The organism is Pseudoalteromonas translucida KMM 520, from assembly GCF_001465295.1.
GTDB classification, from domain to species: Bacteria; Pseudomonadota; Gammaproteobacteria; order Enterobacterales; family Alteromonadaceae; genus Pseudoalteromonas; species Pseudoalteromonas translucida.
This window is the reverse complement of record NZ_CP011034.1, coordinates 3,305,763-3,320,839: the sequence shown is the minus strand read 5'-3', so window position 1 is coordinate 3,320,839 and position 15,077 is coordinate 3,305,763. Positions and strand designations below refer to the sequence as shown.

Below are 15,077 nucleotides of genomic sequence, written 5' to 3'. Positions count from 1 at the left end.
AATAAAAACATCGCCACTGTAAAGTAGGCGATGTTTTTTATTTTAGAGCTGCTTAAATACAGCGGTTAATGCATTTAAATTTTATTAATCTAAATAAGCTTTTAACATCCAAACAAGTTTTTCTTGCTCTGAAATATAATCACTCATTAGTGACGCAGTACCTTCGTCGTCTGCATCGGCTGCTTGGCTTAAAATTTCGCGCTGCATTTTAATTAATACGCTGTAACCTGCAAGTAAGTTCTCTACTGCAGCTACACCGTCGCTAATACCTTTAGCTTCTTTAATTTTACTTACTTCTAGGTAATCTGAAAACGCATGCAGTGGTGCGCCATCTAGCGTTAAAATACGCTCAGCAACTTCATCTACTTTTAAAAGCAATAAGTTATAGATTTCTTCAAACTTAATGTGTAGTTCAAAAAAATTACGGCCTTTAATATTCCAATGAAACCCACGTGCGTTCATGTACTGAATTTGATAGCTGCTCAGTAGCGAGTTTAATGACTCAATAATGTCTTCACTTTTTGCGCTGTTTAAACCAATAGCATTTACCTGTGACATAGCTTGTTCCTTAAATAACCGTTAATAACGTTAACTGCTAATGAGTATTACCCATCACCAGCAGTTAGTAAAATAATTTAAATAGATGGGATTAATAGCTTAAATAAATCGTGTATTTACATTACTTATAAAAATAATAAATAGATCATTAATAGTAATGGGTCGGATTAATTAAAATACCACCCCTGGAGGGAAAATATATCTTCAACACTACAAATCATGATCCAAAACAAGCTTTAAACAGGTTAAATGCGCCGCTGTAGCATTAGTTGATTTAGGTCAAAAATCACTCTACTTGGTAATGCATAATAAAGAGGTAGCAATTATTAGGAGAAATAAAGTGAGCACAAAAACAGTTAAACAACATAAAGCTGAATTAATCGTAACGGGTATCGCCGTGGTAGTGTTTTTAATTGGCGTAATCGCGCATTTAGCCAGTGCCAGCTTTGCTAACTTTGATACTTTTGGTTATATAGCCGCACCTATACCACTAGTATTAGGCATTATATTTTTGATTAGTTATAAAATTGCAGCAGCGGCAGAAGATTAATCGTCTTTGTTTAAGCGCTCTAAAATATAATCGAGTACTTGGCGAGAGTAAATCATACTGGTATGGCTTAAATGAAACACTTTATGTTCGGCCATACCTTTGAGCTTGGTTTCATCAAGTAATACAGTGCCATCAGAGCAACTGCCTTTAACAATAAGCGGCATAAGCCCTATGGGTAAATCACCAGCAATACTGTAAAGTTTGGCTTTAAAAGGCCAATTACCGTTTTTAGAAAGTAAAAACTCTACGCTATTTTTTAAAAAAGATTCAAACCCTTTTTGCTGCATTTTTTGCGCAATATGGCTGCCTTTATGTGGGGTGCCTAAAGTAATTACTTTTTCAACATGTTGGCTTGCAGGCGAGTTCGCCTCAAGATACGCACGAGCAACAAGCCCGCCCATAGAATGGCAAACAAAAGCCGAAGGCTGATCGCCTATAAATTCATCTATTTGCGCAAAAATAGCATCGCGATTAGGAGTAAGCGTATTGTAAGTGAGGTTTAACACTTTTACGCCAGAACTTTTTAAGCGAGAGCACAACGGGCGCATCACAAAGCCAGACATATATAAGCCGTGTAAAACAATAACCTGCTTAACCTTCATACGCCCCTCACCTTGGTGTTATCACATTAACTGCTGTGGTTTTATTTCAATATTGGTCGTGTCGGTATTAACCCACATTTCGCCATCTTGAATAGTAATAGCAAGCTTTATATTACGATCAACCAAATTGGCCAAAGCTTGAGTAACACCATAATCTAAACTAAATATACTAAGGTTTTTAAAATCACGTAATTTAGGCTGCTGTTTTTGCCACCAAATAGCTTGGTTGTTTTCGCCATAAGTGTAAAGCACCACTTTTTTAGCTTTATTACAGGCTTTTTTAAGGCGCTTTTCGTCAGGTAAGCCCAGCTCTATCCACAGCTCTATTTCTTCACTGTAGTTTTTATGCCACAGCTCGGGCTCATCGTCAGAACTTAACCCTTTGGTAAATTCTAAACCATCACAGCTATTGAGTGCAAAAGCGAGTAAGCGGATCATCAAACGTTGTTCGGTTTCTGAAGGATGCTGAGCCAAGGTTAAATTAAAATCTTGGTAAACGTGACGGTCCATATCGCTAAGCGACAACTGCACTTTCATAATGGTGGATTTAAGAGCCATAACTACTTATTTGAAAAATTTTCGCCAGTATAGCGCAATTAAATGAATTGCCTGTGAAAATAGCAAGAAATTTACAATAGTGTTTAACCGCTGCCATATCAATTTACTGAGTAAGATTAATAATTGTTAGTTATGTTTTATAGAGGTTAATTGGGCTTTATTCATGGGATTGAATTTTTTGTTTTTAGTTTGTATTGGGCATGAGGTTATTTTATTAGTTGTATGCCTTATAGCCTGAAAAATAAAGAGAATTTATTTAATGTAACCACATACTTTTTATCCGAGCGTAAACAAGATACTTTTCTATCAAAGCTTTAGCGCGATAACGTGATTAAAGTTTCAACGGCTAGTTTATTTTAAGAAGAATTAAATCCTCTTTGTGTAGTAAACTGACACTATTAGCCAAGTACAAAAAGTGTAATTGTACTCTTTAGTACCCCACACAGTACCCATGGCGTTATGGGTTAGAATAAAAGGTTTGCAAATCAAATGAGTAGAGCAGGAATACAGTGGTTCCCTGGGCACATGAATAAAGCCCGTAACGAAATTAAAGAAATAATGCCGCAAATGGATGTGATTATTGAGGTGCTTGATGCGCGCATTCCTTATAGTAGCGAAAACCCGATGGTGGCGACGCTGCGTGAAGGTAAACCGGTAATTAAAATTTTGAATAAAGCCGATTTAGCTGATCCCAAAATGACTCAAATATGGAAAGATTACTTTGAGCAAGAAAACGGCGTAAAGGCAATTGCTTTTGGTAACGATAAAGCGGCTGAAGTACACCGTATTAATGAGCTGTGTAAAAAGTTAGTGCCACACAAGGTGGGTGCGGATAAGCAAATTAAAGCCATGATTATGGGTATTCCTAACGTGGGTAAATCTACGTTAATTAATGTGTTAGCAGGGCGTATAGTTGCTAAAACAGGTAACGAGCCTGCGGTAACTAAAGCGCAGCAACGTATTAAGCTTGAAGACGGCATTATGCTTTACGATACGCCGGGTATGCTATGGCCAAAAGTTGAAAATGAAAACTCGGGTTACCGCTTAGGCGCAACTGGCGCAATACGCGATACAGCACTTGAGTATGAAGAAGTGGCGAGCTACACAGCTGAGTATTTAATAAAGGCGTACCCTGAGCTATTAAAAACACGCTACAAAATAGATGAACTACCAGAGAGTGACTGGGAGTTTGTTGAATTAGCGGGTAAAAAGCGTGGTTGTATTCGTGGTGGTAACCAAATAGACACTTACAAAATGTCGGAAATTTTAATTAACGAACTACGCGATGGCATTATTGGCCGCATTACTATGGAAACCCCACAAATGCGTGAGGAAGAAGAGATTATGGTTGCTGGTTTACGTGCGGCTGCGGCGGCTAAAAAGCAAGCCAAAGAAGACGAAAAGTTACAACGCCGAGCGCGAGCGCGTAAAAATCGTCGTTAATATTTAACCTGAACTCAGGATAATAAATCTATCTCTGGCTAGAGAAAATAAATTTAAATATCACCATGATTCAATACGTTCGTAAATCTCTTAACCAGAGTTCAGGTTATTTAGCGTTATAAGTAATCGAAGTTTGTTAAATTACAGACATAAAAAAAGCCCGTAAGGGCTTTTTTAGTTTCATATCTACCGTCACCGATATGAGCAATGTAGCAAGTAAAATAGTAGGGCGGTTACTCGTTATCAACATCAAGGGGCGTTGTGTTGAATTTACAAGTAACCATAGCAGTTAACGTGCGCTACACGAGGGTCGAGAAACAAATCAGTTTATTTCGTAACAAGTTAGGATGTACCCCCTTCTTGTTGATAGTGATTATCAGTTAGATTTGAGCGTGTGTCAACACCCAAATGCAAATAGTTCTTATTTATTTTGTCGTGCATGTTTTGAATTGTTAGCACTAAAGTGGGTGCTGCTTTTTTCTGCAAAAACACATATGCTAGTTAAATAATTATAAAAATAATTAAAAGAATAAAACTATGTTTTCTATTTGGTCGATTAGCTTAATTGCCGTGGTGTATTTAGGCATATTGTTTGCTGTTGCAGGGTGGGCCGATAAGCGTAAGGTTTTACCTTTTAAAGGCTTAACTTATGGTTTGTCGTTAGGGGTTTATTGTACCTCGTGGGCTTTTTTTGGCACTACCGCACAGGCTGCAAGTAATGGCTGGTGGCTCGCCCCTACTTATGCGGGCACTATTATATTATTTATTTTTGGTTGGCAGCTATATTGCCGCATTGCGCATATTTGTCGGCAACAAAAACTTACCTCAATGGCCGACTTTATAGCCACTCGGTATGGACAATCATCGAGTTTGTCGGGTTTGGTGTCGCTTATTTCGGTGATTGCAATTGTGCCGTATATTTCTTTGCAGCTTAGTGCGACGGCGCAAAGTATTAACCTGCTTACCGACCGAGCACCCACGCAAAGTAATGCGGTGTGGGCCGACAGTACTTTTTATATCACCTTACTTTTAGCTTTATTTGCTATTTTATTTGGTGCTAGGCGGTTACGGCCAAGCGAGCATAACCCAGGGCTTATCGCCAGTATTGCGTTTGAGTCGGTGGTAAAGTTACTGGCATTTATTACAGTGGGTTTATATGTTTGCTTTGCATTATTTGATAACCCAGTCGCCTTATACGAAAAAGCCTATGAGCTTAAACTACCCACCCAAGTTACCGCTACGCAAAGCCCTGTTTATGTATATGTTGCGCACACCTTACTAGGGCTATTAGCCACGTTATGTTTGCCGCGTCAGTTTCATATGAGCTTTATTGAAAATAATAACGACAATGAACTGGCTAAAGCGCGGTGGATATTTCCACTTTATTTGCTACTAATTAATTTATTTATTTTGCCTATAGCTTACGCCGGCTTGGTTTATTTTAATGGCAACGATATTGGCCACGATTCTTTTGTATTAGCATTGCCTATGGCGGCAAATAATACGCTGGTAACGTTATTGGCATTTTTAGGTGGGTTTTCGGCAGCAACCAGTATGGTGATTGTATCGTCGATTGTATTATCGGTAATGATCACTAATGATTTTATTAATCAGTTTATTTTACGTCGCTCGCAGCTTACCTCAAGTAGCCGTGGTTTAGATAAAAACAATTTATTACATGCGCGTAAAATTGTTATTGTGCTCATTTTACTACTTAGTTACTTTACTCACCGAGTACTTGGAGAAACCAGCACTTTAGCCACAGTGGGCTTAATGTCGTTTACTTTAGTGGCGCAGTTTGCACCTGCCATGATAATTGGTTTGTGGTGGCGACATGCCTCTTGCAGAGGCGCGCAACTGGGTATTTTAACCGGCTTTGTTATTTGGGGTTATACCTTACTATTACCAAACTTGGCCAGTGGCCTGGGTAGCCAAAGTAGCTGGCTAACAGAAGGACCATGGCAAATAGCTTGGCTGGCACCTACCGATTTATTGTCGCTTGGTTTGGAGAGTATTAGCCAAGCGTTATTGCTATCTTTAGGTGCAAATTGCTTAGTGTATTTATTAATGCCCTTTTTTAGTCAAGCTACTCTTGCTGAGCGATTACAAAGTAATAAATTTATTGCACAACCCCATGATTCACGCCTAGACACTACATTGCATCCGTTGAGTTACCATGACCTAGGGGCTTTATTGCAGCGTTTTGCTGAAAAAGAGGCCAGCCAATCGTTAGTTAATCATTATTTTCCTGATGATAAAAGCCAATGGAAAAGCCCAGCTAAAGCCGAATTAGAGTTATTGGTAGAGCGTGAAATGTCGGCAGTAATAGGCGGTGCATCGGCACGGCTTATTTTAGACGTAGCTAAAAATGAGCAGCGCCAACCATTAGAACAAGTGGCCGAATTTGTAGATGAAGCCAGCCAAGTACTTAAATTTAACCGCGATCTTTTACAATCCACAATTGAAAACATTCAACAAGGTATAAGTGTGGTAGATAGTGAATTGCGTTTAGTGGCGTGGAATAAAGGCTATAAACGTATGTTTACTTACCCAGACGATGCTTTATATATTGGCCGGCCAGTAGCCGATATTATTCGCTTTAATGCGCTGCGAGGATTATTTAATAGCGGTAATATTGCCATTGAAATAGATAAGCGCTTAGCGTATTTAAAGCAAGGCAGTGCTTATAAGTTTCAGCGTTCGCACAGCGATGGCCGAGTGTTCGAAATGCAAGGCAACCCACTGCCCGGTGGTGGTTTTGTAACTACTTATACCGATATTACCGAGTTTGTAAAACAACAAAAAGCACTAACGCAAGCCAATGTAAGCCTAGAGGAAAAAGTAGCAACTCGTACCGCAGCATTAACGCAAGCTAACCAAGAGTTATCGCAGGCAAAGCAAGTAGCCGAGCAAGCTACTGTGAGCAAAACCCGCTTTTTTGCGGCGGCCAGCCATGACTTATTGCAGCCATTTAATGCCGCTAGCTTGTTTTGTTCTTTAATGAACGAAAAAGCACAAAGCTCTGAGCTAAAAGCGCTAGCACTCAATATTAAAAACTCATTGGGCAGTGCAGAAGAGCTGCTTAGCAGTATTTTAGAATTAACCAAGTTAGATTCTGGCTCATTTAAAGTGCAGGCCAGCGAGTTTGATGTAAGTAGTTTAATTGAGCCGCTACGCAACGATTATTCGGCATTAGCAGCAGAAAAAGGCCTTAAATTTATTGTAAAGCAATGCGATGTACGCATCCATACAGATAAAGCACTGTTGCGGCGGGTATTACGTAATTTACTTAGTAATGCCATACGCTATACCGAGCACGGCGAAGTACGCTTAAAAGTGTTATTGGAAGATGACAGCCATGTGTCGTTTGTTATTGAAGATACCGGTGTGGGGATTGCCGCAAGCGATCAGCAAAGTATTTATCAAGAGTTTAAACAGCTGGGCGAAAAGCCCAACGCCGAAGGCCTAGGGTTAGGACTGTCGATCACTAAGCGTATTTGCGACTTACTGCATATACCTTTGGTTATGGGTTCTGAGCTAGGTAAAGGAACGCAATTTACACTCACCATGGCATGCACAGTAAGTAAAGCGGTACAGCCTACTCAGCGGGTAATGCTTAACCCCGATACCGAATTAGGCCGCTTGCGTATTTGGCTGCTTGATAACGATAAAAATGTGCTTGATGCACTTAAGCAACTACTGCAAAACTGGGGCTGCGAAATAGCTACGGCAACTAATTTAGCTGAGCTTGAGCAATTAAAAGCAAGCGCTGCATTGCCACAACTACTTATAATTGATTATCAGCTCGATGATGGTGTAACCGGACTTGAGGTGCTTAATAAGGCGCAGCTTACTAATTTGCCGGTAATTGTAAATACAGCAAATCATGATGAAAGCATACGTGAGCAAGTGCTTGATGCTGGTTATCCGCTATTGTATAAACCGCTAAAAGCACCGGCATTAAAGCGTATGATTAAGCGACTAACCAAGTAAGTTTACGGGTGTGGTGTTTGTAGGCTAGTTTACTTCTAACTTACCGACTTGCGATAGCTGGTTAAATAAAATGCCAGCTTGGGTGCGGTTATAAACGTTGAGTTTACGTAAAATAGCAGAAACATGCTGCTTAATAGTGGTTTCTTGAATCGACATTTCAAAAGCTATTTGCTTATTCAGTAAACCGTCGGCAATCATGGCAAGTACGCGGTATTGTTGCGGGGTAAGCTTTTCGAGATTTAGGGCAAAGCTGCTTTGCTCGTCATTAACAACTACGTCGGTTAAATCAATATCTGCGGGCAGCCAAGTGTCGCCATTGAGTACATGGCCAATAGCTTCGCCTATTATATCGAGCGATGATGATTTAGGAATATAACCTGCGGCACCTAAGCTCATAGCTTGTTTTATAATGCTGGGAGTTTCGTTGGCAGAAACCATAATTACTAGAATGTCGGGGTAACGATTACGTAGTTGCGATAGCGCTTGTAGGCCATTAGCACCGGGAATGGTTAAATCTAAAAATATAAGTTCTATTTCTGGGTGTATTTTGAGTAAGGCAAACAGTCCGTCTATGTCGCTGGTTTCTTGTATATGTTCTTCAGGAACGCAGGTTGCGGCTGCTTGGCGTAATGCACTTCTAAACAACGGGTGGTCGTCGGCAATTATGGTATTCACAGCAAAAGACATTCCAAATATTCTCCAATACATTTAGTTATAAGTGATTTTGCACAGTGAAACAAGGTTTGTCTGTTGGGGATAACACAGACAAACCTTTCACATAAGAAAAACTAGAAGCGGTAGCCAACAGTTAACGACACAGTACGTGGGTCGCCAAAGTAGCCAATTAAGGTATTATCACCGCCTAAACCAGGCTGGTATTTGCTTACATTCGTTGGATCGCTCGGATCGGGTGCTACAAACTGGTAACCGCCAATCATGTATTCTTCATTGGTAAGGTTTTTACCATATACACCTGCGGTCCAATGGCCGTCGGCGCTGTACCAAGTAACGCCTAGGTTAAGCAGTCCGTACGCGTCTTGGGTTAGTAGGCTGTCTTCTTCAAATAAGGCGTAATCACCACGGTGGTAGTAATTACCATTAACTACAAAGTCGCCCATATCTGTGTACATGCGGTACGTAGCGCCTAAGTTAAAGGTTAAGTCTGGCGTGTTTGATACGCTAAAGCGATCAGATTTATCAAAGGCTGCGCCGGTATTTGGGTCAAAATCAATTACGTTATCAAAGCTACTGTCTATATAACCAATTGAGGCATTAAAGCTTAGTGACTCAGTGGCAACATAGTTAAGCTCTATTTCTACGCCGTCTGATGTTGATTCACCAATATTACCTAAACGTTGGTTTAAATCAGATCCGCTGTCTCCTGGGAGTACCGAAATATACTGGCGGTCTTTATGATCAAGGGTAAACAAGGTAATGTTTGCGCGTAAGTTATTATTCCATTCGCTTTTCATACCAAATTCAAATGAATCAACAACTTCTGGCTTTGCTGCTGGTTCAGGCGTGGTGGCTCTTGGGTTAAATGTACCCGATTTAAAGCCTTGGGCGTAACTGGCAAAAAACATAATGTCGTTACTGTATTGGTACTCAACGCCCGCTCTTGGGGTAAAGCGCGACCAATCTTCGCTATCGTCTAAAACGGTAGGTACTAGTTGTCCTTCTGGGCGAACATAACCAGGGATCCAGCCCGACTCAGGGTAAACAGTGTCGAATATGAGGCCATTATTTACAATCGCTTCTTTGCTGTCTTTGGTATAACGCGCGCCTAGGGTCATTGACCATTTGTTATCAAAGTCGTAAGAGCCTTGAATATAGGCAGCCTTACTTGTTGAGTTACTACAACCACTTACTTCACGAGTTAAGCCTGGTAAGTTTAAAGATTTACCAAATTCTTCGAGTATGGCTTCAAACTGACCACACGACTCGCCATCGTAGTAATACAAGCCCGATACTAATTTATAGTTATCGCCTTGATGATTTAGTTGTATTTCGTGAGTGGTTTGCTCATCTTCATATATAGCGGGTACATCAAAAATACGCTTAGAGGTGTTATCAAAGTCGATATTGGTTGGCGAGTAACCATCTCGGCTGGCGCCAACATATTTAATGCTTGTGCTGTCACTCATATCCCAACGTGCGGTAAAGCTATAACCTTCAAGCTCTACTTCGTTCCAGGTAGGTAAGCTGGTGTAAGAGTCGTATACGCTGTCGGGTACCGGAGCGTCAGTGAGTATGCTAGGTAGTAAACGATAGCCGCCTTTAGAGTTGGAGGTGTCTTTAGTTTTATCCCAAGCAAGTTTAAAAAATAAGTCATCTGTTGGCGTGTACTCTAGGGTAACGCGGGCTGCGGTTACGTCTTTGTTGTAGTTTTCACGATCTTGATTGGTTAAATCTGAGGTTAAAAACTCACCAAAACCATCGCGGTTTAAAGTAGCAAAACCAAAGCCAACATAGAGCTTTTCATCAATAAGCGGTAGTTGCCCGGTAACTTTTAAATCTTTTTGACCATAACTACCTACCGTGCCTTTAATGTTAAGGGTTGCATCGCCATCCATTTCTTTGGTGACGTATTTAATTGCGCCGCCAATAGTGTTTTTACCGTATAGCGTGCCTTGCGGGCCGCGTAATACTTCAATTTGTTGCACGTCGAGCAAGTCAAGTACCGCGCCTTGTGGACGCGCTATGTATACGTCATCTATATAAATACCTACACCGGCTTCATATCCCCATAGTGGGTCTTGTTGGCCTACACCCCTAATAAATGCAGTAATAGTTGAGTTAGTGCCACGGCTAGATTGCAGTGTAGTGTTAGGCGAGAATTGCTGTACTTCGGTCATTACACTAATACCGTTTTCAGCCAGTTCTTGTGCGCCAATAGAGGTTACGGCTACCGGTACTTCTTGTAGGTTTTCTACTGTTTTACGCGCCGTTACTTCAATGCGCTCTAGTTCGCCTTTGTTAACTTGGTTAGTTTGTTGTTCTGCTGCATAACTATTTGCACCGATCAGCGCCAATGACACAGCGAGTGTAACGGGTGCGACTTTTTTATTGAGCTTTATCATGTTGATTACCTTTTATTGTTGTGATTAATGCCAACGGAATAAATACCAGCTATTTATTTGCCTATACCTAAGTGCCGTTGTTTAAGCCTTGCCATCGCTAACTACTAAGATTGCTGCAGACCTTTACTCATTGCTCATGTCACCTGTTAACTACTTTAGAAGATTGTTACAAAAAATGAATTAGTACCATAGTGCTATACCCAGGTTAAACCCATACATAACAGTACCTGCAAGCCTAAATTTAACTATGTAGTACCATAGTGCTATGTATTTAATTACAAATAAGCAACAATATAATTAACATTACTGCGATGTCACCTCATCTTTGTAATAACAATAACTTTAGGAAAGCTTATGCTGAGCATGATAGGGCTAGTAGGTGGTTTAATACTGCTGATTATTTTAACTTTGCGCGGGGTAAATTTATTTATTGCCGCACCGCTATGCGCGTTACTTGTAGCACTGAGTAGCGACATGGCAATTTTTCCTGTCACGGCTGATATTAATTTTATTAATGCTTATATGGATGGTTTTGCTAGCTTTTTAAGTGCATGGTTTTTTATGTTCTTGCTGGGATCACTATTTGGTAAGTTTATGGAAGACACCGGCGCTGCCGATAGCGTGGCCAGTTATATCGTTGGCAAGCTAGGTATGAAACATGCTGTTTTAGCAATAGTGATAGCGTGTGCGGTATTAACCTATGGTGGTGTTAGTTTATTTGTAGTGGCTTTTTCGGTGTATCCGATGGCGCTTAGCTTATTTAAAGACGCAAACCTGCCACGGCGCTTTATTCCGGCTACGCTGGCTTTTGGCTCGGTTACTTTTACTATGACCTCGGCAGGCTCGCCCGAAATTCAAAATTGGATCCCAATAAAGTATTTAGGCACCTCCCCCTATGCCGCATGGGAAGTAAGCCTAGTGGTGGCTATTTTCATGGCGACATTTGGCTATTATTGGCTCAATAAAATGATAAAAAAAGCGCTTGCCAATGGTGAGCATTTTGAAGAGCGTGATGACGACCCAAGTGTGATTGATCGCAAAAGGCCACACCCTATTACTTAATGCAGATCGTTTAAGCTAATTGAACGATCTTTCAGAGGCTTCATAATAGGCTACAACAAAAGTTGTGGCCTATTTTTATGTCTGAATTTATTAAAGAATTACACCTTACTACTGAGTTTTGCCAAGTTCGTGATATTGATTCGTTCACTAAGCACATTCCCCTTGAGTGGATTGAAGAAGCTGTTACCCAAACAGGAAGAGCATCAGTACGCAAACGACGCTTCCCCGCCGAGCAAGCCGCTTGGCTTGTGTTAGGAATTGGTTTATTAAGAAACCGCTCAATATCTGAAGTCTGTGACAAACTAGAGCTCGCTTTTCCTGACGCTAAAGGAGAGCTTCCACCATTGGCGACCAGCAGTATTATAAAAGGGAAAGAAAAGCTAGGCGCTGCGCCTATGAAGCACCTTTTTAAACATACAGCAACGCAGTGGGAGCAGTCGCAAACGTTTGATGACGTCTGTGGTTTAAAGCTACTAAGCGTTGACGGTACACAATTTAAAACCCAAGATACCCCGAGTAACCGTCACTTTGGATATGCTCAATCGACAACTAACTTTCCCTCAGTACTTGCTGTGACCTTGATGTCGACAAGAACGCATTTAATATCCGATGCAGCGTTTGGCCCTATCACTCAAAGTGAAATTCATTATGCTCAACAGCTTGTTGGCTCAGCACCTGAACATTCATTGACCCTATTTGATAGAGGTTTCTTTTCGGCTGAACTATTCACGAGCTGGCAAGGTGTTAGCGAAAATCATCATTGGCTTACGCCCATTAAAAGCAAAATGCGCTATGAAATAACGGGATCATTTAGTGAGTATGACCACTTAATAACAATGCCTATTTCGCCACAAGCTAAAAAATCAGCCCCTTACCTAGGTGATACATGGCAAGCAAGACTTATTCAAATTCCAACACCTAAAGGTGAAATAAAAGGGTTCATCACCTCATGCGTCTGTCCAGAAAAATACCCGCTAAAAGCGCTACTCGGTGTTTATTGGCAAAGGTGGGAAATAGAGCGAGGATATGGTGAGCTCAAGCAATATCAATTATCTAGTAAACCAGCGCTACGGAGCCTGAAACAGGAAGGTATTTATCAAGAACTATGGGGTATTCTGACGTCATACAATATCGTGAGGCTTGAAATGGCAGAGATGGCTAAAGCCCATAAAGTGGAGCCATTACGCATCAGTTTCATAAACGCATTATACCTGATACAAGACGAGTTTTTATGGTGCTCAGGTCGAAGCCCCGGGACAATCCCTAAAAAGCTGAAAGAACTACGTGAAAACGGGAAACGGCTAATATTACCGGAGAAAAGAAAGCGAAAAGCTTATCCGCGAGCGGTGCTCGCAAAGACACAAAAATATCCGGTTAGGTATAAACGAAAAAACACCACTCGTTCTTAAACGAGTGGTGTTACACCCTATTACTGGGCTTATTCCGCTATTAGTGGTGCTGGTATTGTCATTTACTTTACATGATACATTACAACAAACCGCGCTTATTATTGCCTTACTAGGTGGCGTGCTGAGTATTATGGTAATTAACTTTAAGTACTTTCATGATCTGGCTGGTGCTGTAAATGTAGGAACAACCGGGGCATTAGTGGCAATAGGAAATACAGCTGCGGTGGTTGGGTTTGGTGCTGTTGCCAAAGTATCGCCAGCATTTACTGCTGCGGTTGAAGTAATGACCCATATGCCAGGTAATGAACTAGTCGGCGCGGCCGTAGCGGTAAGTGTAATAGCGGGGCTAACGGGTTCTGCCTCAGGAGGGCAAGTTATTGCATTACCACTGGTTGCTCCAGGATATATAGATATGGGGGTTAACCCAGAGCAACTACACCGCGTGGTGGCTATTAGTTCAGGTGCGCTAGATACCTTGCCGCATAATGGGTATGTAGTTACTTTGATCCGCGCTATTTGTAAAGAAACACATCAACGAGCTTATTGGTCTATGGCTGCGTTAACAACCGTAGTACCGCTAATTGGAGTTGCATTAGCAATTAGCTTATTTATTTTCTTTTAAGGGATAACGATGAAAACTAAATTTATAATGGGTGTACTGCTGTTAATAGTAAGCACAGTTGCTTATAGCAATGATAAAGCCGCACCTATGTTGGTTGAAAAACAACATTTTACCACTAAAAATTTTACTACCGTGTCGGGAGTCACGCTTAGCCAAGTAGACGTAGGCTGGGAGAGCTACGGTAAATTAAATAAAGCCAAAGATAACGTAGTTTTAATTACGCATTATTTTTCCGGCACGTCGCATGCGGCTGGTAAATATAAAGCCGATGATGCCTTGGCGGGTTATTGGGATGCGTTAATTGGCCCAGGTAAAGCAATCGACACTAATAAATACTATGTAATTAGCTCAGACACTTTAGTTAATGCCAATTGGCACGATCCTAATGTAATTACGACTGGCCCTGCATCAACTAATCCGGCAACAGGTAAACCGTATGGCCTTGATTTTCCGGTAGTGACAATTACTGATTTTGTTGAAGTGCAAAAACGCTTACTCGATAGTTTAGGTATTAATAAGCTGCATGCCGTAATAGGTGCCTCAATGGGGTCGTTTCAGGCATTGGAGTGGGCGGTACGTTACCCAGAGCAAGTAGAGCGCTTAGTGCATGTAATTGGTGCGGCAACCATGGATGCATGGACTGTATCGGCACTAGAAAAATGGGCCATGCCAATTCGTTTAGATAAAAACTGGCAGCAAGGTAATTACTATAATAAAGAACGCCCACTTGCAGGGCTTACCGCTACGCTACTAAACATTACCCAAGATGCTATGCATCCGCTTATTTATAACGCTAGTTTCCCTAATTTTGAGGTGCTAGATGACGGCGCACTGCAAGATATTCGTACCTTACCAAAAGTAAATCAGGTTTTAGAGGCTAGAGCATTAGCGAAAGCTAAGCTACAAGATGCAAACCATGTGTTGTATTTAGTGCGAGCATCGCAGTTATTTACCGCAGGTAGAGCAGCTAATTTAACTGACGCCCTAAAAAAGGTGCAGGCAAAAACCTTATTGCTACCTGCCACTAACGATTTATTACTACGCCCCGAAAATGTCCGCAAAATGCACTCAATAATGGATGAACTAGGTAAAGAGGTTACTATTTCTGAAATTGCGGGTGGTTGGGGGCATTTAGATGGGCTGTTTTCGATTGCGCCTAAAGCGCAGCAAATTAGTGAGTTTTTAGCCAACTAGGAGGCC

Annotated in this window: 10 protein-coding genes and 2 pseudogenes; 7 read left to right on the top strand and 5 right to left on the bottom strand. The window is 41.2% G+C overall.

Annotated features, from left to right (window positions below; all coding sequences use genetic code 11):
* Positions 1–84 precede the first annotated feature (84 nt).
* Positions 85–558 carry a Dps family protein gene (locus PTRA_RS15360; RefSeq protein ID WP_058374426.1) on the bottom strand — a complete coding sequence of 158 codons (474 nt, stop codon included), beginning with the start codon at positions 556–558 and terminating at the stop codon, positions 85–87.
* 340 nt (positions 559–898) lie between these two features.
* Between PTRA_RS15360 and PTRA_RS15355 the strand changes: the two genes are divergently transcribed.
* Positions 899–1,108, top strand: a complete 210-nt coding sequence (locus tag PTRA_RS15355) for a hypothetical protein (RefSeq protein ID WP_099046607.1) — start codon at positions 899–901, stop codon at positions 1,106–1,108.
* On the opposite strand, the gene PTRA_RS15350 is transcribed toward PTRA_RS15355, so the two are convergent.
* Both PTRA_RS15350 and PTRA_RS15345 read right to left on the bottom strand, forming a co-directional pair.
* Positions 1,105–1,710, bottom strand: coding sequence for a PGAP1-like alpha/beta domain-containing protein (locus PTRA_RS15350; RefSeq protein ID WP_058374424.1), 606 nt, complete (start codon positions 1,708–1,710; stop codon positions 1,105–1,107). The two genes, PTRA_RS15355 and PTRA_RS15350, sit on opposite strands and share 4 nt — an antisense overlap.
* 21 nt (positions 1,711–1,731) lie before the next feature.
* Complete coding sequence (locus tag PTRA_RS15345; protein ID WP_058374423.1) at positions 1,732–2,268, bottom strand: YaeQ family protein; 537 nt, start codon at positions 2,266–2,268, stop codon at positions 1,732–1,734.
* A gap of 489 nt (positions 2,269–2,757) precedes the next feature.
* Between PTRA_RS15345 and ylqF the strand changes: the two genes are divergently transcribed.
* Both ylqF and PTRA_RS15335 read left to right on the top strand, forming a co-directional pair.
* Complete coding sequence (gene ylqF, locus PTRA_RS15340; RefSeq protein ID WP_011329575.1) at positions 2,758–3,711, top strand: ribosome biogenesis GTPase YlqF; 954 nt, start codon at positions 2,758–2,760, stop codon at positions 3,709–3,711.
* A 537-nt stretch (positions 3,712–4,248) separates the two neighbouring features.
* The gene (locus tag PTRA_RS15335) at positions 4,249–7,704 is read left to right on the top strand and encodes a PAS domain-containing hybrid sensor histidine kinase/response regulator (RefSeq protein ID WP_058374422.1); all 3,456 of its coding nucleotides are present in this window, start codon (positions 4,249–4,251) and stop codon (positions 7,702–7,704) included.
* A gap of 24 nt (positions 7,705–7,728) precedes the next feature.
* Here the strand turns inward: PTRA_RS15335 and PTRA_RS15330 are convergent, their stop codons facing one another.
* Together PTRA_RS15330 and PTRA_RS15325 are read right to left on the bottom strand one after the other, a co-directional pair.
* Entirely contained in the window at positions 7,729–8,391 is a 663-nt protein-coding gene (locus PTRA_RS15330; RefSeq protein WP_058374421.1) for a response regulator transcription factor, read from the bottom strand.
* Between the two features lie 101 nt (positions 8,392–8,492).
* A complete protein-coding gene (locus tag PTRA_RS15325; protein ID WP_058374420.1) occupies positions 8,493–10,784 on the bottom strand; it encodes a TonB-dependent receptor in 2,292 nt (763 codons plus the stop codon).
* A gap of 354 nt (positions 10,785–11,138) precedes the next feature.
* Here PTRA_RS15325 and PTRA_RS15320 point away from each other — a divergent pair.
* The 4 genes and pseudogenes from PTRA_RS15320 to PTRA_RS19045 all read left to right on the top strand — a co-directional run.
* Positions 11,139–11,843 (top strand): annotated as a pseudogene (locus tag PTRA_RS15320) (GntP family permease); the annotation flags it as partial.
* An 80-nt stretch (positions 11,844–11,923) separates the two neighbouring features.
* On the top strand, positions 11,924–13,255 hold the full coding sequence (locus PTRA_RS15315) for an IS4 family transposase (protein ID WP_058372694.1): 1,332 nt from the start codon (positions 11,924–11,926) through the stop codon (positions 13,253–13,255).
* Position 13,256: 1 nt separating this feature from the next.
* Positions 13,257–13,877: pseudogene (locus tag PTRA_RS15310) on the top strand (GntP family permease); the annotation flags it as partial.
* Between the two features lie 9 nt (positions 13,878–13,886).
* Entirely contained in the window at positions 13,887–15,071 is a 1,185-nt protein-coding gene (locus PTRA_RS19045) for an E22 family MetX-like putative esterase (RefSeq protein ID WP_058374419.1), read from the top strand.
* Positions 15,072–15,077: the final 6 nt, after the last annotated feature.